Here is a 17862-nt window from a genome sequence, read left to right as displayed (position 1 = left end):
TGCGGTTCCAATTCAACCCCGGCGGGCAATATCGACGACGCTACCGGCGAGTCAGACGTCACTCTCACCGTTGCCACCTTCAACGAGTTCGGGTACGAAGACCTCTTCACCGAATACGAAGAACTCAACGACAACGTGACCATCGAACACAAAAAGGCGGCCACCTCCAACGAGGCCCGCGACAACCTCACCACCCGGCTAGCCGCAGGATCGGGACTCTCCGACATCGAAGCGATCGAGGTTGACTGGCTGGCGGAGCTGATGGAATTCCCCGACCAGTTCGCCGACCTCGCCGACCCTGCGGTCGACGGCCGCTGGCTGGACTGGAAGACCGAGGCCGCCACCACCCCGGATGGCAAGCTCATCGGCTACGGCACCGATGTGGGCCCCCAGGGTGTCTGCTACCGGGCCGACCTCTTTGAGGACGCTGGCCTGCCCACCGACCGGGACGAAGTCGCTGCGCTACTGGGCGGCACCTGGGACAGCTACTTTGAGGCTGGACGGGACTTCGTCGCCGCCAGCGACGGAGTCGCCTGGTTCGATTCAGCCGGAGCCACCTACCAGGGCATGATCAACCAGGTCGAGAATGCCTACGAAAATGAGGACGGCACGGTCATCGCCGCCGATAACGCCGAGGTCAAGGAAATCTACGAGACCGTGGTCGCTGCCTCGGTGGATGACAACCTCTCGGCGCATCTGGGCCAGTGGAGCGAAGACTGGACGGCGGGATTCCAGTCCGATGCGTTTGCCACCATGCTGTGCCCCGGCTGGATGCTCGGTGTCATTGAGGGCAACGCCGAAGGCGTCGAAGGATGGGACATTGCCAATGTCTTCCCCGGCGGTGGCGGCAACTGGGGCGGGTCCTACCTGACGGTCCCCGTGCAGGGCGAAAAACAGGCCGAAGCCAAGAAGCTCGCCGACTGGCTCACCGCACCCGAACAGCAGATCAAGGCATTCAACGCGAAGGGCACCTTCCCCAGCCAGGTCGAGGCACTGGAAAGCACCGACCTGCTGGACGCGACCAACGAGTTCTTCAACGACGCACCCACCGGGGAGATCCTCGCCGAGCGGGCGCTGGCCGTGGACGTCACCCCCTTCAAGGGACCGAAGTACTTCCCCATCAACGATGCGATGCAGCAGGCCCTGACCCGTGTCGACGTCGACCAGACCGACGACGTCGCCTCCTCCTGGGACAAGTTCGTCACCGCGGTCAACGCGCTCTGACACCATGGCCGTCACCGACCGGGCGCTGAAACCAGCCCCACCCCGGCGCCCGCCGTCGTCCAAAAAGGTCCGGCGGATCACCTTCTCCCATCGGCTTTCCCGCTGGGATGTGAAGTTTTCCCCGTACCTCTACATCTCGCCGTTCTTCCTCCTGTTCGCCATCACCGGCCTCTTTCCCCTGGGATACACGGCCTGGGTTTCCATCCACAACTGGAACCTGATCGGCGGCCAGGGGGAGTTCGCGGGGCTGGATAACTACACGTTCATCCTGTCCCAGCCGTTCTTCTGGAACGCTGTGGGCAACACGTTCAGCATCTTCCTGCTCTCCTCAGTGCCACAGGTGGTGGCGGCAATCGTCATCGCCGCCTTCCTCGACGCGAACCTGCGGGCGAAAACCTTCTGGCGGATGGGGGTACTGGTTCCGTTCGTCGTCGCACCGGTGGCCGTGGGGCTGATCTTCAACAACCTGTTCGCCGACCAGTTCGGGTTGGTCAACGAGATTCTCAGGTCGCTCGGCTTCGAGGGCGTGCGCTGGCACTCCGATCCGACCGCCAGCCACATGGCCATCGCCACTATGGTGAATTTCCGCTGGATCGGCTACAACACGCTGATTTTCCTGGCGGCCATGCAGGCCATTCCGCGGGACGTTTACGAATCGGCGGCCATCGACGGGGCGGGCCGGCTCCGCCAGTTCTTCTCGCTCACCGTGCCGATGCTGAGGCCCACGGTCATCTTCGTGGTGATCACCTCGACCATCGGCGGACTTCAGATCTTCGACGAGCCGCGGGTGTTCGACCAGTACGGGTTGGGTGGAGCCGACCGGCAATGGCAGACCCTCACGATGTACATCTGGGAACTGGGGTGGGGCCAACGCAACTTCGGACGCGCCTCGGCCGTCGCCTGGCTGCTGTTCCTGATCATCGTGTTGATTGCAGTCCTGAACTTTTTCATCACCCGGCGCATCGCCAACCAGGGAGGCACCAAGTGAGCTCCATTCCCTTGACCGCACAAACGGCAGGAAAGGGGGCAGCACGCGCTGCGTCCCGCCGGGGCAACCGACGTCGTCGGAAAGGCCCGGGCGGAACCGGGCGGCGCCCCGGGTTCCTCACTTACGGGTTCCTCGGCGCCGTCCTGCTCGGTTCGCTGTTCCCGCTCTACTGGTCCTTCCTGGTCGGCAGCCACGACAGTACCGTGTTGTCCCGCGGGATCCCCCTGCTGCCGGGCGGTAACTTCCTGGCCAACGCGGCGCAGGTGCTGGACAGCATTCCCTTCTGGACAGCGCTCGGGAACTCGTTGCTGGTCTCCAGCGTGACCGCGTTCTCGGTGGTCTTTTTCTCGACGCTGGCCGGGTTTGCCTTCGCCAAACTGAAGTTCAAGGGCAGTAAGTGGCTGCTGGTGTTTGTGATCGCCACCATGGCGGTCCCCACCCAGCTCGGCGTGGTGCCCCTGTTCATTGTGATGTCCAGGTTTGGCTGGACCGGGTCCCTGTGGGCGGTGATCATCCCAGCCCTCGTGACGGCGTTCGGCGTGTTCTGGATGACCCAGTACATCCGGGATGCACTGCCCGATGAGCTGATCGAGGCGGTGCGGGTCGACGGGGCGTCGATGATCAGGGCGTTCTGGCACGTGGGGCTCCCGGCCGCTCGGCCAGCCGCCGCCATGCTGGCCCTCTTCACCTTCATGGCCACCTGGACCAACTTCTTCTGGCCTTTCATCGTGCTCGACCCCAGCAATCCCACTCTTCCGGTGGCACTGCAGCTACTCCAGGCAGCCCACTTCGTTGACTACTCTGTGGTTCTCGCCGGTGCAGTGCTTTCGACCATCCCTCTCCTGCTGGTATTCGTTCTCGCAGGACGCCAACTCGTTTCAGGAATCATGCAAGGAGCAGTCAAAGGATGACCAACACAGACATCACCTTTCCGGAGGGATTCCTCTGGGGTGCGGCCACGGCGGCCTACCAGATTGAAGGGGCAGCCCACGAGGACGGCCGGCAGGATTCCATCTGGGACGTGTTCTCCCGGGAGCCCGGAGCGGTTGCCGATGCGCACAACGGTGACATCGCCTGCGACCACTACCACCGCTCAGCCGACGACGTGGCGTTGATGAAACAGCTCAACCTGCAGGCCTACCGCTTCTCTACTTCCTGGGCCCGGTGCATGCCGGACGGGGTGACGCCGAACATCGAGGGCATCGAGTTCTACTCCCGCCTGGTGGATCAGCTGGTCGCCGCCGGCATCAAGCCCTGGCTGACCCTCTATCACTGGGACCTGCCGCAGGCGCTGGAGGAGCAGGGCGGCTGGGCCAACCGCGACACCGCCTACCGGTTCGCTGAGTATGCAGCAGTGCTGCATGAAGCCCTCGGCGACCGGGTCCGCATCTGGACCACCCTGAACGAGCCGTGGTGTTCAGCGTTCCTCGGGTACGCGGCGGGGATTCACGCGCCCGGCAGGCAGGACCCCCGCGCCGCGCTCGCCGCAGCGCACCACCTGCTCCTCGGCCACGGGCTGGCGGCGCAGGAGCTGCGCCGGCGTGACCCGGCAGCGCAGCTGGGGCTGACGCTGAACCTCACCGTCCCGGATCCGGTCGACCCGGACAGCGACGCCGATGTCGACGCCGCCCGCCGCATCGACGGCCAGTTCAACCGGATCTTCCTCGATCCGGTGTTCAGGGGCCAGTACCCCCAGGACGTGCTCGACGACGTCCGCCACCTTGGCCTGGAGGATTTCATCCACGACGGCGACCTGGCCGTCATCTCCGAGCCTCTTGACCTGCTGGGCGTGAACTATTATCACGGCGAGGCGGTGACGACGTCGGTCGATCCTGCCAGCGACGACGGCGGGCACGCCCCGCAGGGCCGACCGGTCGCGTCGCCGTATGTCGCAGCCGACGGGGTACGGTCCGCACCGCGCGGCCTCCCGGTTACCGGGATGGGCTGGGAGGTGCAGCCCGACGGCCTGCGCCGGCTGCTGGTCCGCATCCACGAGGAGTACACCGGGCCGGCGGGCATCCCCGTCTACGTCACCGAGAACGGTGCTGCCTACGATGACGTGCCTGACGGGTCGGGGTTCGTTGACGACCAGGACCGGCTGGCCTACTTCGACAGTCATCTGAGGGCGGTCCGGGCAGCGATCGACGACGGCGCGGACGTGCGCGGCTACCTCGCGTGGTCCTTTTTGGACAACTTCGAATGGGCGTGGGGCTATCACCAGCGCTTCGGTCTGGTCCGGGTGGACTATGACACTCAGCAGCGGACTCCGAAGGCCAGCGCCCTCTGGTATGCCCGGGCCGCCGCGGCCAACGCGCTGCGGACCCCCGGACCGGTGCACCAGGTGGGACCCGGCCCCGCGGAGGCGGTGACTGGCCCGGGGGACACCGTGCTGGCCACCAGCAGGTAGGCCCCGCTGGCAGGTCATCGTGTCGTATTCTCTAGGTGATGAATGATCAGCAACCACGGGCCGGGCGTCCCGGACTCGCCCACCCGCCGGGAACGAAATACAGCCCCACCCTGGAGGATCTGGCGGCGGCGGCCGGCGTGTCCCGGTCGACGGCGTCGCGTGCCATCAACGGGGGCAGCCGGGTGAGCCCGGAGGCGCAGGCTGCGGTGGACGCCGCCGTCGTTGCCCTCGCCTACACGCCCAACCGTGCGGCACGGTCACTGGTCACCCGGCGTACCGCGTCGATAGCGCTGGTCATTCCTGAACCGGACATGCGCGTCATGATGGACCCCTTTTTCGCCATGGTCATCACCGGCGTCACCGAGTCGCTGCGGGAAACCGATGTGCAGCTGGTCCTGCTCATGTCCCGCAGCAACGATGCGGCGCGGACCGTGCGCTACCTGCGGGGCGGGCACGTGGATGGGGCCATCGTGGTGTCGCACCACCAGGGGGACACCTGGGTGGGGCCGCTGGCGGAGAGTGGCCTGCCCATCATCTTCATCGGCAGGCCCTGGCAGAGCCAGCACGGACTGACGTACGTCGACACCGACAACTATGGTGGCGGCACCCAGGCAGCGCAGCACCTGCTCGCCGCGGGTAGCCAGCGCCCCGCCACTATCGCCGGACCCGCCGACATGACCGCCGCCGTCGACCGCCTCCGCGGCTGGCAGGACGGGCTGCGCGACGCCGGGGCGGCGCCAAGCCCCGTCGAGTTCGCCGACTTCACCACCGTGGGCGCGGCCGAGGCGACCCGGCGGCTGCTCGACGCTGCCCCCGGCACCGACGCGATCTTCGCCGCATCCGACCTGATGGCCGTCGGTGTGCTGGAGGTCCTGCGGTCCCGCGGGCTACGGGTACCCGACGACGTCGCCGTGGTGGGGTATGACAACCACAGCATTGCCGCCCTGGCGTCGCCGGCCCTGAGTACCATCACCCAGCCGATGGTGGAGATGGCAACCAAGGCCGGCGCCATGCTGCTCGAGGAGATTGAGGCTCCCGGCACTCACCCCGACCCGGTGGTCTACCCGGCGGAACTGGTGGTCCGGAGCTCCTCGGCACCAAGGGCCGCCGCCACGAAGGCGTAGTCCCAGGCGACATCCTTCCACCGCTCATACCGTCCACTCGCACCGCCGTGGCCACCGTCCATCTCGGTCTTCAGCACAATCGGCTCGCTGCCCGTGGTGGTCTCGCGGAGCTTGGCCACCCATTTGGCGGGCTCCACATAGAGCACCCGGGTGTCGTTGAAGCTCGTCACCGCCGCGATCCGCGGGTACCGGGTCGCCTTGATGTTCTCGTAGGGGGTGTACTCCTTCATGTACTGATACACCGCGGGGTCGGTGATCGGGTTGCCCCATTCCTCCCACTCCAGTGCCGAGAGCGGCAGCTCGGGGTCGAGGATGGTGGTCAGCGCGTCGACGAACGGCACCTGTGCCACCACCGTCCGGTACAGGTCGGGTGCCAGATTGGTGATCGCGCCCATCAGCAGCCCGCCAGCGGACCCGCCCATTGCGGCGATCCTGCTGGGATCGACAAAGGGCGACGCCGCCACATGCCGGGTCGCATCGACAAAGTCGGTGAAGGTGTTCTTTTTGTTGAGCTTCTTGCCGCCCTCGTACCAGGTGCGGCCCATTTCTCCGCCGCCCCGGATATGCGCCACCACGAAGACGAACCCGCGGTCCAGCAGCGACAGCCGGGCGATCGAAAAGCCCGGGTCCATGCTGATTTCGTAGCTGCCGTAGGCGTAGACCAGTGCGGGGTTGGCGCCGTCGTCGGCGAGGTCGGCCCGGCGCAGGACGGACAGGGGGATCAGCGTGCCATCAGCGCTGTGGCCCACTGCCGCTCCGCCGTGTAATCCTCCGGGCGGTAGCCGCCACGCACCTCGGTCTCCTTGCGCAGCAGCAGGCTTCCGGTGTCGAGGACATAGTCGTAGACACGTGGGGGAGTGAAGAAGGAGGTGTAGGAGAGCCTGATGATCGGCGAATCGAACTCGGCGTCGGCCAGGTGGCAGGTGAAGAGCTCTTCATAGAACCCTGGCTCCTCGGGGGCGGGCTGGTCGGCCGCGCCGAGCCCGGCGAGCGGGAGTACCTGGACACGTTCGATAGTGCCTTGCGGACCGAGACGATCAGGTGGGTGGAGGTGACGGCGACTCCGCCCACCCGGACGGCGTCGTCGTGCGCCACCACCGTGTTCCACCGCTGGTCGGAGAGTGGCTTGGCGAACTCGGACTCCGCGGCCAGGCTGACCATTGAGTTCCGGGCATTCCGGTTGTGCGTGAGCACATAGTGGCGCTCGCCGTCGACCGTTACCGGATCGGCCTCGTAGAGGACCTTTTCGCTGCGCGGAATCAGGGTGAGCAGGCCGGCTGACTGGTTGGTCAGGTCCAGCACACGGTACTCGCTGTACTCGGAGCAACCGATGCCGATGAGCAGTTGGGTCCGGTCGGCTGACAGGTCGAAGCCGGTCCACATGGCGACGTCGTCCTCCTGATAGACCACCGTGTCCTGCTCCACCGGGGTGCCGAGCGTGTGGGATCTGACCTGGTAGGGGCGCCAGGAATCGTCGACCACCGTGTAAAACACCTGGGTGCCGTCGGGGGAGAAGGCCAGCCCGTAGAAGATGTTCGGCACCACGTCGGGAAGCAGATCGCCGGTACGCAGATCCTTGATCCGCAGGGTGAAACGCTCGTCGCCCGCGTTGTCTTCGCAATAGGCCAGGAGGTTCCCGTCCTCGGCAACCGCCAGCCCGCCAAGGGAGAAGAAGGGCTTCCCTTCGGCCTCCGCGTTTCCGTCCAGCATCACCTGTTCGCCCTCAATCGGCTTGCCGGGGACAATCTCCGGTGGCGTCCAGTCGCTGGCGAGATCACCAGTGTCAGTGGCGGCGACCCGGCAGTTGATGGCGTACTGCTTGCCCTCCTCGGTGCGGGCGTAATACCACCAGCCCTTCTTGCGGGACGGCACGGACAGATCGGTTTCCTGCGTCCGGTTCTTGATCTCGGTGAAGATGTCCTGCCGGAGCTGTTCCTGGCCGGCGGTCACGGCGTCGGTGTACTTGTTCTCGGCCGTGAGGTGGGCGAGGACCTCGGGGCTTTCCTTTTCCCGCAGCCACTCGTACTCGTCCACGAAGGTATCCGAGTGGTGGGTGCGTTCCGTCGGCACCTTTTTGGCAACGGGAGGGGTGGGGAAGTGCGTCTCTGCAGTCATGGAAACCATCCTGCCAGAGAGTCAGGCGTGCAGGTTTCAGCTGGTCCGGGCCCTGGAATAGCTGAGCTACGCGGCCAGGAAAGCCCCGACTGTGAATATCGCTGCTCCGATGGCCATCAGCCACGGAGCCAAAGCGACCATCACGCGCTCTACCGCACCGTCTTTGTCGTCGGTCGACGCCGCATTGGGTGGCGTAATGACACCCTCGCTGTTGTTGATCGCCGCTCGGGTCCAGAATCCGGCACCCACTAGAAGGACTCCAGTGATTGTTGCTACTGCGCCCGCGTTGGCTTCCAGCTCGGGAAGGTCAAGCAGCAGAGGGAGGAGCGAGGCGAGGATACCAAGACCAACGACAGCCATCCAGATCGCCAGAAGCCACCACCACTGCTTCACCAACCGAAAGATGTTCTTCACGATCAGCACCATGGATACCCCGAGGACGAGGAACAGTGCGAATTCGGTGCCGGTGAACCTCACCGGCTGTCCCTGTGCGACTGCGGCGATGGCAGGCAGGTAATGCATCAGACCGAAGATGCCGAGCAGAGCCGGCAGCAGCACCGGTGGAAGGCTCTCGTCCGGAGTGTCGGCGAACTCCAGAGCCTGGGCGTAGTCAACTGGGCTCCCAAACGCCTCCTCAGCTGATTCCCCGCTGTCGGCGAGGTGGGATTCGACTGATGCCTTGGCGTCGCCGATGTCCCGTCCGCCGACTCCGCGGTGCGAGAGCTCGAGGACAAAATCCGTCAGCCACTGCTGGTCTTTTTTGGTGTCGGTCACGGGGTGTCTCCGTTCAGATGGGTCAGTGTCCGGGTGGTGAAGGCCTGCCACTCGGCGGTCTGCCGAGCCAGTTCGGAGCGGCCGGCGTCGGTGAGTGAGAAGTACTTCCGACCCGGGCCGCCGTCGCCCGCGCGCCACTGAGTGGTGACCAGCTCGGCCGACTCGAATCGGGTGAGGAGCGGGTAGAGCGTGCCACCCTTGATCGAGCCGAGTCCCGCTTCCTCCAGGGCCGTGGCGATCGCGTACCCGTAGGTGGGTCCGGCCTCCAGGACCTTGAGGACGCTCATGCCTAAGGCTCCCCTCATCCACTCGCTGGGCCATTGTCTGTCGCTCATGACTACATAGTTGCACTAACTAGTCAGCCTGTCTACCTAGTCCAGCACACCCGAGCGCGGAGAGGCACAGTGGGTGGCGCCGCGGGTGGGGACGGCAGGCTGACGGCGGCTGTTGACTGTCCGGCCACCCTCCCGATATCCTGAACGAACGGTCGGTAATTAATTTGCGGCCGACCCCGCGTACTTTCGACGCTCACAGTGAGGTGACCACCATGGCAACAGCGCCAGCAGTTGACCAGATGCCGTCCGGGAACAGGTCCGAGGCAAGGACTGAAACCGAGGACGAGCGAGCTGGCCGGGAACAGTTTGAACGGCTCATCAGCGAGGACTCCCGCATCGAGCCCCGCGACTGGATGCCCGAGGCTTACCGGAAGACCCTCGCCCGGCAGATCTCCCAGCACGCCCACTCCGAGATCATCGGCATGCAGCCTGAAGCCAACTGGATCTCCCGCGCACCGTCGCTGAAGCGCAAGGCCATCCTCATGGCCAAGGTCCAGGATGAGGCAGGCCATGGCCTGTACCTCTACTCGGCGGCCGAAACCCTCGGCACGCCAAGGGACAAGATGACCGAGGACCTGATCGCCGGCAAGGCCCGCTACTCAAGCATCTTCAACTATCCGGCCGTCACCTGGGCCGACATGGGTGCCATCGGCTGGCTGGTCGACGGCGCCGCAATCGCCAACCAGGTGCCCCTCTGCCGCGCCTCCTACGGGCCCTACGGCCGTGCCATGGTGCGGATTTGCAAGGAGGAATCCTTCCACCAGCGCCAGGGCTTCGAGATCCTCCTGGAACTGGCCAACGGCACCCCCGCCCAGAAGGAAATGGCCCAGGATGCCGTCAACCGCTGGTACGCGCCGTCACTGATGATGTTCGGCCCACCCGACGACGATTCGCCGAACTCCAAGCAGTCGATGGCCTGGAACATCAAGCGGTTCTCCAACGACGAACTGCGCTCACGCTTTGTCGGCATGATGGTCGAGCAGGTGAAGGTGCTCGGCCTGACCCTCCCAGATGACGAGATCCGGTTCAACGAAGACACCCAGCAGTGGGAGCATGCCCCACTGGACTGGAACGAGTTCAAGGAAGTCCTCGCCGGTCGGGGGCCCTGCAATGCCCAGCGGATGGAACGCCGTCGGGAAGCCCACGAAGACGGCGCCTGGGTGCGCGAAGCAGCGGCAGCCTACGCCGACAAGCGGGCAGCAACAGCACAGCAGAAGGCGGCCTAGATGACCGGCGGTTCAACAACAGGCGACGACGGCTCGACAGCGCCGGCTCCATTGGCTCCCGAGAAACGCCAGCCCTGGCCCTTGTGGGAGGTGTTCGTGCGCTCATCACGCGGTCTGTCCCATGTGCACGCGGGTTCGCTGCACGCGCCCGACGCCGAGATGGCAGTCCGTAACGCCCGTGACCTGTACACCCGGCGTAACGAAGGTGTGAGCCTGTGGGTGGTGCCGGCGTCGTCAATCATTACCAGCGACCCTGATGCCAAGGGACAGTTCTTTGAATCCCCGCAGGGCAAGGATTACCGGCATGCGACGTACTACACAAAGAGCGATGGGGTGAAGCACCTGTGAGCGAATCGAACGCCAGCGCCACCCGCACCACGCCGGGCAACGCGCTGCGCCCGGAGGACATTGCCGCATCGGACCTGAAGCCGAGCACCGACGTCGCGGAATATGCGCTGCGTCTCGGCGACGACTCGCTGATCCTCGCCCAGCGGCTGGGCTGGTGGATCTCGCGGGCACCGGAGCTGGAAGAGGACGTGGCCCTCGGCAACATTGCCCTGGACCTGATCGGTCACGCCCGTTCCTTCCTCAGCTACGCTGGCCACGGCCTGGACAAGACCGAGGACGATCTTGCCTACTTCAGGCGCGAACCGGAGTTCCGCTGCGCCCACCTGTTCGTGCAGCCGAACGGCGACTTCGCCCGCACCATCGCCCGCCAACTGGTGGTCTCGCACTACCAGTTCGAGCTGTACTCGCGGCTGATGCATTCGACCGATCCGACCCTCGCCGCCATCGCGGCGAAGGCCGTCAAAGAGGTGGATTACCACCGCGACCACAGCAGCCAGTGGGTCCTTCGCCTGGCCCTCGGCACCGACGAGTCGCGCCGCCGCATGATTGCCGGTCTCAAACTGACCTGGCCCTATGTGGAGGAACTGTTCGTCGACGACCAGCTCATCGACACGCTCGGCGACGCGGCAGTTCGCCCGAGCACGCTGCGCGCACCGGTTGATTCCCTTCTCGCCTCTCTGTTCGCTGAGGCCGAACTCGAGATTCCTGCGGTGCCTGCCGCGGTGGGCGGCGGACGCCACGGCAAACACAGCGAACATCTCGGCTACCTGCTCGCCGAAATGCAGGTACTCGCCCGCGAGCACCCCGGCGCCACCTGGTAACGGAGGCGACAACCGTGAGCATTGATACATCTGGAGTCAACACCAGTACCAACACCGCCCACCGGCCCGCCGGTGCCGAGGCCGGGAAGGTCTGGGATATCGCCGCCACTGTGGTGGACCCTGAGATCCCGGTCCTCACCATCGAGGATCTGGGGATCCTCCGCGAGGCGCAGATCGACGACGACGGCGCCATCACCGTAACCATTACTCCCACCTATTCGGGGTGCCCGGCTATGGATGCGATCCGCGACGACGTCACCAGCGCGCTCGCCGGCCACGGGTATCAGAACGTATCGGTCAAGCTCACGCTCGCGCCGGCCTGGACCACCGACTGGATGACCAGCGCCGGCAAAGCGAAACTCGACGAGTACGGCATCGCCCCGCCCTCCGGGATGGCCGCGGCGGGCCCGGTCAGGGTGGGTCTCAGCGTGAAATGCCCCCAATGCTCCTCCCTGAATACCCGCGAACTCACCCGCTTCGGTTCCACCTCCTGCAAGGCGCTCTACGTCTGCAAGGACTGCAAGGAACCCTTCGACTACTTCAAGGTGCTCTAAATGGCCGTCAAGCTAGCCCCATCCACCCAGCGCCGTACGGCCTTCAACGAGCTCACGGTCGCCGAGGTCCGGCGCCTCACCGGAGACGCCATCGAGGTGACCTTCGCCGTCCCCGACCACCTGGCCGACAAGTACAACTACCTCCCGGGCCAGTACGTGGCGCTGCGCACCACGCTCGACGTCGACGGCGCCCCGGTGGAGGTGCGGCGCAGCTATTCCATCTGCGCCGAACCGGTGCCCGGTGAGATCCGGGTGGCCATCAAGAAGGATCTCGGTGGCGTGTTTTCCAGCTGGGCCAACGAGTCGCTGAAGGCCGGTGACCGGCTCGACGTGATGAGCCCCATGGGCCAGTTTATCTCGAAGCACGAGATGAACGAGCTCAACCGGCCCGAGGACCTGCAGGGAAATCTGGCTGTCGCCGGGGAAACAACTTTCGTCGCAGTGGCTGCCGGCTCAGGCATTACCCCGGTGATCGCCATCGCCCGAACAGTCCTCGCCGCGAACGCCTCCGTGCGTTTCGACTTGATTTACGCCAACAAGGCCGCCATGGACGTCATGTTCCTGGAGGAGCTCGCCGACCTGAAGGACCGCTATCCGGCCAGGTTCGCACTGCACCATGTGCTGTCCCGCGAGCAGCGTATCTCCCCGCTGCTGAGCGGACGGATCGATGCGGACAAGCTGCAAAAACTGCTGGGCACCGTGATCCGGACCGACGACGTCGACGAATGGTTCCTCTGCGGCCCCTTTGAACTCGTCCAGCTGTGCCGCGACACCCTGGGGGAGCGCGGCGTCGCCCCCGAAAAGATCAGGTTTGAGCTTTTCTCGACCGGCGAACCCACCCGTCCCGAAGGCCAGATTGGCCGCCCCGTCCGTGCCGACGACGGCGGCGAGAACTTCACCATCTCGTTCAACCTCGACGGGTTGCAAGGCCAGGTCACCAGCCCCACCCACGCGCGGGAATCGATCCTCAACGCGGCGCTGCGGGTCCGGCCGGATGTGCCCTTTGCCTGCGCCGGCGGGGTCTGCGGTACCTGCCGTGCCAAGCTGGTCACCGGCACGGTTGAAATGGAAGAAAACTACGCGTTGGAGGCGGACGAAATAGAGAAGGGCTACGTCCTCACCTGCCAGTCCCGGCCGACCAGTGACGCAGTATCGGTCGACTACGACGCCTGAGTCTTTCCAGAAAATCTGCTCCTGCTGCATCCAAAGTGCCCCCGCCGACGGTAGTACCGGGTGTAAGCATCTGGTGGCCCACCCGGGCCCGAGTGAGGAGCAAGAAAATGCGAAAGAGTCTTTATGCAGTAGGTGCTGTCGCCGTGCTCGGCGCCGCCTCGGTTGCCGCCCCGGCGGTAGCCACCGAGACCGCCGATACGGCCTCATTGTCAGTTCTGCACGCTGTCCCCGATCTCACGGTCGACGTCTATGTCAACGGTGACCTGACCCTCGACGACTTTACCCCCGGTGAACTTGCCGGACCACTGAACCTACCGGCAGGTGACTACGAGTTGGCCGTGACAGCTGCCGATGCCGCAGACGCCAGCGCACCGGTCATTGGTCCAGTGGCGGTGACCCTCGCGGCGGGTGGAAACTACACGGCCACGGCCAACCTCGATGCCGAGGGCGCCCCGACCGCCAACTTCTACACGAATGACGTTTCAGCGGTCGAGGCCGGACAGTCACGGCTGACCGTCCGCCATACCGCTGCCGCCCCAGCTGTCGACGTCCTCGCCGGCGACGCGGTAGTGGTTGAGAACCTCAGCAACCCGGACGAAGCGACCCTGACCACTGATCCAGGAACCATCTCCGCCTCGGTTGCTGCCACCGGAACCACTGATCCGGTCATCGGTCCAGCAGACCTGACCCTCGGCGAAGGCACCGCGACGATCGTCTATGCCTGGGGAAGCCTTGAGGACGGCAATCTCGCCCTCGCCACCCAGGTCATCGAGGGTTTGCATTCCGACCCCGCAGCTGTACCCGGTGCCCAGGCCGGTCCAGCTCAGGACAACACCGTAGCCATCATCGGAGCTGGGGCCCTCGGCCTGGTGCTCCTCTCGGGTGCAGCGGTCGCCGCACGGGTCCGGACCGCCCGCGCCGACAAATAAGCCAGTGTGGGCAGGGTGGGGCCCCTCTCGTTCCTTACCCTGCCCACCTGTCTGTCACCCTCTAAGCAGTCCGTTTGACCGGACCCGTTGAAAGCTCAAGCCGTTGCCCCGCAAATCCTGTCGTTCCGTAGCCGTCCTCCTGACCGCATCTTTTGGGCTGTTCGCTGGCGGGTGCGCCACGCCAGCTGCCCAGTCACCTACTCCTGACGCGCAGTCAGCCACCACCCCGGCCACCGCCCCCACCTCGGGATCGGCGACCGTGCAGGCACCGCCCGACGACGTCGACCTCCCGGCGAGCGACGTCGTCACCTCGGGGGTTGCCATCCGCCCGGCCACCGGCGCTCTGGCGGAGGCGACGCCGTCGCCCGTTTCACTGGATATCGCAGGCACCGACATCCAGGTCGGCGTCATCGACGTCGGGATTGAGGAGGACAACGAAATGGAAATACCGGAGAGCTTCTATGAGGCGGGCTGGTATCGCTATGGCCCGGCGCCGGGGTCAGCAGCGGGCAACGCCGTTCTCGCGGCCCACATCGACATTGGGACGGAAGTGATGCCCTTTACCCAGCTGAAGAACGTGCCGGTAGGCACCCTGATCACCGTCGGTCGCGAGAACGCGGAGCCGGTGCAATATGAAGTGACCGGCGTCAGACACGAGCCGAAGGCAACCCTGAACACCTCGGAAATTTTCCAGCGTGATGGGGAACATCAGCTGGTGATCATTACCTGCGGAGGAGACTGGCTAGTAGACAAGGATGATTATGAGGATAATGTTGTGCTGACGGCCTCCCCGCTCTGAACGGGTCAGAATGCAGCGACCCAGCGGAGAGGATGCCCAGCGGGGGGCATAAGAGACGCGGCCGCGGCGTAAGGAGAGTAGTTGACACCTCCAGGCCATGAGTGGACACCACAGCGCGACGTCGAATTCTCAGCGGGCGATGAGCACGCCCTCGCCCTTGCCTACCGAAGTTTTGCGCCACTGATTTTCACGGTGGCGCTTCGTTCACTGGGAGACCGGTCAGCAGCCGCCGATGTCACCCAGGAAGTATTTGTCAGGGCCTGGCGCTTTCGTTCAGGGTATAGCCCCGACGCGGGGAGCCTCCCTGCGTGGCTGCTTGGTATTAGCCGGAACCTGGTGTCCGATGCCCAGGCTGCCCGGCAAAAGATTGACAGCCTGGTGCAGCGGGTCCACACCGTCGGCGGTCCGAGGGAGCAGGAAAGGGGCGCCGACGAGATAGAGAGCGTCGCCAACCGGGTGGTGCTCAATTCAGAACTCGAACTTTTAGGCGAACCGCAGCAATCAATCCTTCGGCTCGCCTTCTACGAAGACTTAACGCACCAACAAATTTCTTCCCGGCTCGATTTGCCCCTCGGCACTGTCAAGAGCCATATTCGCCGAAGCCTCACCCAACTACGCAGCCGATTGGAGACCTGGAATGCAACACCTTGACCCGGGAACCCTCAGCATGGCTGCCCTGGACGAACCACTGGATACAGACTCGCAGGTTCACCTCGATGGGTGCGACGCGTGTGCCAGTGAGGTGCGGGAGCTGAACGGCGTGGTGCTTGCCGCTCGTGGCGATATCACCGCGGCGCCGCTGGAGTCGCCGGATTCGCAGGTGTGGGCTGCTATTCATCAGGAACTGGGCCTGCAGCCTGCACTCAGTACTGACCCTCTGACGTCGCCCTCCCCGGTTCAGGACGCCACTCCGGTCTCCGAGTTGTCACAGCTGCGGGCGGAAAAGCGGACCTTCACCCCGAAATTCCTGATCGCCGCCGTCACCGCCGGAGTCTTGACCGGTGCTGGAGCTGTGTGGGCGGTTCAGCAGGTGCGAGCGGAAGCCGCCCCGGATCTGGTTGCGCAAAGCCAGCTGGACCCGCTGGCTGGCTTCACCGCCGGGGGCAGCGCCAGTGTGTTTACGTCGGACGACGGCGTGCGCACCCTGCAGATCACCGTGACCGAGGATCAGGCCGACGGATATCAGGAAGTTTGGCTGATCGCACCAGACCTGCAGCAAATGTATAGTCTCGGTGTGATCGGGGGAGGCACCAGTTCACTGGTGATCCCCGACAACGTGGACCTTGTGGCCTTCCCGATCGTCGACGTCTCTGATGAGCCCCTCGACGGTGACCCGCTGCACTCAGGAGTGAGCGTCCTGCGTGGCACGCTGGAAGCCGAAGTCGGGTAGGTCACCGCTAGGCTGGAGGCACCAGACCGGAAGGCATTGACCATGATTGATCTGACCATTGAGAACAACGTCGCGGAAATTGTGCTCAACGCTCCAGCCAAACTCAACTCGCTCGATGAAGACGCACTCGGTGGCTTGTCCCGGGCCTACGACGAAGCGACCGCAGCCGCGGCCGACGGAACGGTGCGGGCACTGCTGCTGCGCGGCGAGGGCCGGGCGTTTTGCGCTGGACGCGATATTTCAAATGTCCATCCTGAGACCGACGACGCCGTCGCTTACCTGGAGGGGCTGGTGACACCCCTGCTCCAGAAGATGGCAGGCTTCCCCGCCCCGACGTTTGCGGCCGCCCATGGTGCCTGCCTCGGCGTCGGGCTCGGGCTGCTGGTCGCCACCGATGTGGTCTACGTCGCCGAAAACGCCAAACTCGGGTCACCGTTTGCCAATCTTGGAGCGACCCTCGACTCGGGCGGGCATTGGTTGTTCACCGAACGACTTGGCGCCCACCGCACCCTGGACCTGATTTATACGGCCGAGCTCATGAGTGGGGCTGACGCCGTCGCCGCCGGCCTGTTCAGCCGGGTCATGCCCGCCGAAGATCTGCTGCCGCGCACCCGCGAAACCGCCCAGCGGGTCGCCTCCGGTGCAACGGGGGCTTTCCGCGCCTCGAAGGAACTGGTAGCTGGCATCCGCGACCGGCGACTGGGGCTCTGGGAGTCAATCAGTGCGGAAAACGTTGCACAGGGCGAGTTGTGCCGCAGCGACGACTACGCGGAAGGGTTCACTGCCTTTCAGGAGAAGCGTAAACCCGTGTTCAAAGGCTGACCGCCGCCCGCACGGAGAACGGTCCGGCCCCGGCGAGTGTGTTTGGATGCAAAAAGTTTATAACTTTTCGGGAAACATTTAGAAACAATGGCGAATTCAAAGTATTTTCCTGAGGCAATGACTTTTACTGGTGGTGTGGCCAAGGAGCGGTTTCGCAGCGTCTCATGGGGGAGGATGACATTCAGAACGGGATGTCACCACCAGTCAGAGACCGCCCCTTGGCCACACCACCCAGCGCCCCCGAGGCACCCCGGGTTGCGCGCCTGCCCGGGTCAGCGAGTGTCAATGTCCTCGAACACCAGGAACGTCTGGGTGTCCATCACGCCTGGCATGGACTGCAGTTGATCGAAAATGACCCGGCGCAGCCCCACATTGTCTTCAGCCCGCACCAACAGAATGACGTCGAAGTCCCCGCCTACCAGAGCGATGTGGTGAATCTCAGGGACCAGCCGCAACTGTTCACGCAATTCACGCCAGGCATGCTGTTGGACCTTGAGGGTCACGTAGGCGGATGACCGCAGTCCTGCCTTGATCGGGTCAATTAGCGCAGTGAACTTGGTTAGCACTCCCGAATCCGTGAGTCGGGCAATGCGGGAGTAGGCGTGTGCGCGGGAGATGTGCACCCTTTCCGCCACTACGGTGACCGACTGGCGGCCATCCCTGGTGAGCTCGGCAAGAATTCTCCGGTCCACCTCGTCCAACGGCTGATCCACCATTTTGTCTACACCTTTCCACGTAACGCAGCTCACATTTACAATCCGTCCACTAATTTAGGGACTAAATGAGCATCAGTCTGGAACTTTACCGTTTGGTGGATACGAATAGGAACCGAA

At 64.6% G+C, this 17862-nt stretch carries 18 protein-coding genes and 1 pseudogene; 15 read left to right on the top strand and 4 right to left on the bottom strand.

The features are described 5' to 3' along the window. The 5 genes from DDA93_RS13450 to DDA93_RS13430 all read left to right on the top strand — a co-directional run. The coding region (locus DDA93_RS13450; protein ID WP_116779042.1) for an extracellular solute-binding protein at positions 1-1224 on the top strand (1224 nt) is incomplete at its 5' end. A gap of 4 nt (positions 1225-1228) precedes the next feature. Beyond that, on the top strand, positions 1229-2212 hold the full coding sequence (locus DDA93_RS13445; protein WP_116779041.1) for a sugar ABC transporter permease: 984 nt from the start codon (positions 1229-1231) through the stop codon (positions 2210-2212). Next, positions 2209-3123 (top strand): carbohydrate ABC transporter permease, encoded by a 915-nt coding sequence (locus DDA93_RS13440; RefSeq protein ID WP_116779040.1) that lies wholly within the window; start codon positions 2209-2211, stop codon positions 3121-3123. The genes DDA93_RS13445 and DDA93_RS13440 overlap by 4 nt, the downstream gene beginning before the upstream one ends. Beyond that, entirely contained in the window at positions 3120-4619 is a 1500-nt protein-coding gene (locus DDA93_RS13435; RefSeq protein WP_116779039.1) for a GH1 family beta-glucosidase, read from the top strand. The genes DDA93_RS13440 and DDA93_RS13435 overlap by 4 nt, the downstream gene beginning before the upstream one ends. A gap of 38 nt (positions 4620-4657) precedes the next feature. Next, positions 4658-5743 carry a LacI family DNA-binding transcriptional regulator gene (locus tag DDA93_RS13430; protein WP_116779038.1) on the top strand — a complete coding sequence of 362 codons (1086 nt, stop codon included), beginning with the start codon at positions 4658-4660 and terminating at the stop codon, positions 5741-5743. On the opposite strand, the pseudogene DDA93_RS13425 reads toward DDA93_RS13430, so the two are convergent. The 3 genes and pseudogenes from DDA93_RS13425 to DDA93_RS13415 form a co-directional block, all read right to left on the bottom strand. Continuing rightward, positions 5680-7858: pseudogene (locus DDA93_RS13425) on the bottom strand (S9 family peptidase). The gene DDA93_RS13430 and the pseudogene DDA93_RS13425 overlap by 64 nt on opposite strands. A 66-nt stretch (positions 7859-7924) precedes the next feature. Further along, positions 7925-8632 carry a hypothetical protein gene (locus tag DDA93_RS13420; protein ID WP_019481849.1) on the bottom strand — a complete coding sequence of 236 codons (708 nt, stop codon included), beginning with the start codon at positions 8630-8632 and terminating at the stop codon, positions 7925-7927. Further along, positions 8629-8967, bottom strand: a complete 339-nt coding sequence (locus DDA93_RS13415) for a PadR family transcriptional regulator (RefSeq protein ID WP_116779037.1) — start codon at positions 8965-8967, stop codon at positions 8629-8631. The genes DDA93_RS13420 and DDA93_RS13415 overlap by 4 nt, the downstream gene beginning before the upstream one ends. A 239-nt stretch (positions 8968-9206) precedes the next feature. Here DDA93_RS13415 and paaA point away from each other — a divergent pair, with 239 nt between their 5' ends. The 10 genes from paaA to DDA93_RS13365 all read left to right on the top strand — a co-directional run bounded on the left by paaA (position 9207) and on the right by DDA93_RS13365 (position 17029). Further along, a complete protein-coding gene (paaA, locus tag DDA93_RS13410; protein ID WP_116779045.1) occupies positions 9207-10193 on the top strand; it encodes a 1,2-phenylacetyl-CoA epoxidase subunit PaaA in 987 nt (328 codons plus the stop codon). After that, positions 10194-10541 (top strand): 1,2-phenylacetyl-CoA epoxidase subunit PaaB, encoded by a 348-nt coding sequence (paaB, locus tag DDA93_RS13405; protein WP_243400636.1) that lies wholly within the window; start codon positions 10194-10196, stop codon positions 10539-10541. It begins immediately after the preceding gene. Next, positions 10538-11362, top strand: coding sequence for a 1,2-phenylacetyl-CoA epoxidase subunit PaaC (paaC, locus tag DDA93_RS13400; protein WP_116779036.1), 825 nt, complete (start codon positions 10538-10540; stop codon positions 11360-11362). Before paaB ends, paaC begins: the two co-directional genes overlap by 4 nt. A gap of 98 nt (positions 11363-11460) precedes the next feature. Beyond that, positions 11461-11916 (top strand): 1,2-phenylacetyl-CoA epoxidase subunit PaaD, encoded by a 456-nt coding sequence (gene paaD / locus DDA93_RS13395; protein ID WP_243400637.1) that lies wholly within the window; start codon positions 11461-11463, stop codon positions 11914-11916. Next, entirely contained in the window at positions 11917-13089 is a 1173-nt protein-coding gene (gene paaE / locus DDA93_RS13390) for a 1,2-phenylacetyl-CoA epoxidase subunit PaaE (RefSeq protein ID WP_019481844.1), read from the top strand. 107 nt (positions 13090-13196) lie between these two features. Further along, positions 13197-14018 carry a DUF4397 domain-containing protein gene (locus tag DDA93_RS13385; RefSeq protein ID WP_116779034.1) on the top strand — a complete coding sequence of 274 codons (822 nt, stop codon included), beginning with the start codon at positions 13197-13199 and terminating at the stop codon, positions 14016-14018. Between the two features lie 103 nt (positions 14019-14121). Continuing rightward, positions 14122-14817 carry a class F sortase gene (locus DDA93_RS13380; protein WP_243400635.1) on the top strand — a complete coding sequence of 232 codons (696 nt, stop codon included), beginning with the start codon at positions 14122-14124 and terminating at the stop codon, positions 14815-14817. An 81-nt stretch (positions 14818-14898) separates the two neighbouring features. After that, positions 14899-15468 (top strand): sigma-70 family RNA polymerase sigma factor, encoded by a 570-nt coding sequence (locus tag DDA93_RS13375; RefSeq protein ID WP_019481841.1) that lies wholly within the window; start codon positions 14899-14901, stop codon positions 15466-15468. Beyond that, entirely contained in the window at positions 15455-16207 is a 753-nt protein-coding gene (locus DDA93_RS13370; RefSeq protein ID WP_019481840.1) for an anti-sigma factor, read from the top strand. Before DDA93_RS13375 ends, DDA93_RS13370 begins: the two co-directional genes overlap by 14 nt. Positions 16208-16249: 42 nt before the next feature. Beyond that, positions 16250-17029, top strand: a complete 780-nt coding sequence (locus DDA93_RS13365; protein WP_116779033.1) for an enoyl-CoA hydratase/isomerase family protein — start codon at positions 16250-16252, stop codon at positions 17027-17029. A gap of 272 nt (positions 17030-17301) precedes the next feature. Here DDA93_RS13365 and DDA93_RS13360 read toward each other — a convergent pair whose 3' ends face one another. Further along, positions 17302-17745: an Lrp/AsnC family transcriptional regulator gene (locus tag DDA93_RS13360; RefSeq protein ID WP_019481838.1), complete on the bottom strand. Its 444-nt coding sequence runs from the start codon at positions 17743-17745 to the stop codon at positions 17302-17304. Positions 17746-17862: the final 117 nt, after the last annotated feature.

This window comes from Arthrobacter sp. Bz4 (assembly GCF_003075455.1).
In the GTDB taxonomy this organism is placed as follows: domain Bacteria; phylum Actinomycetota; class Actinomycetes; order Actinomycetales; family Micrococcaceae; genus Arthrobacter_D.
Note: the sequence above shows the minus strand (reverse complement) of the source record. Positions and strands in the feature narration are given on the sequence as shown.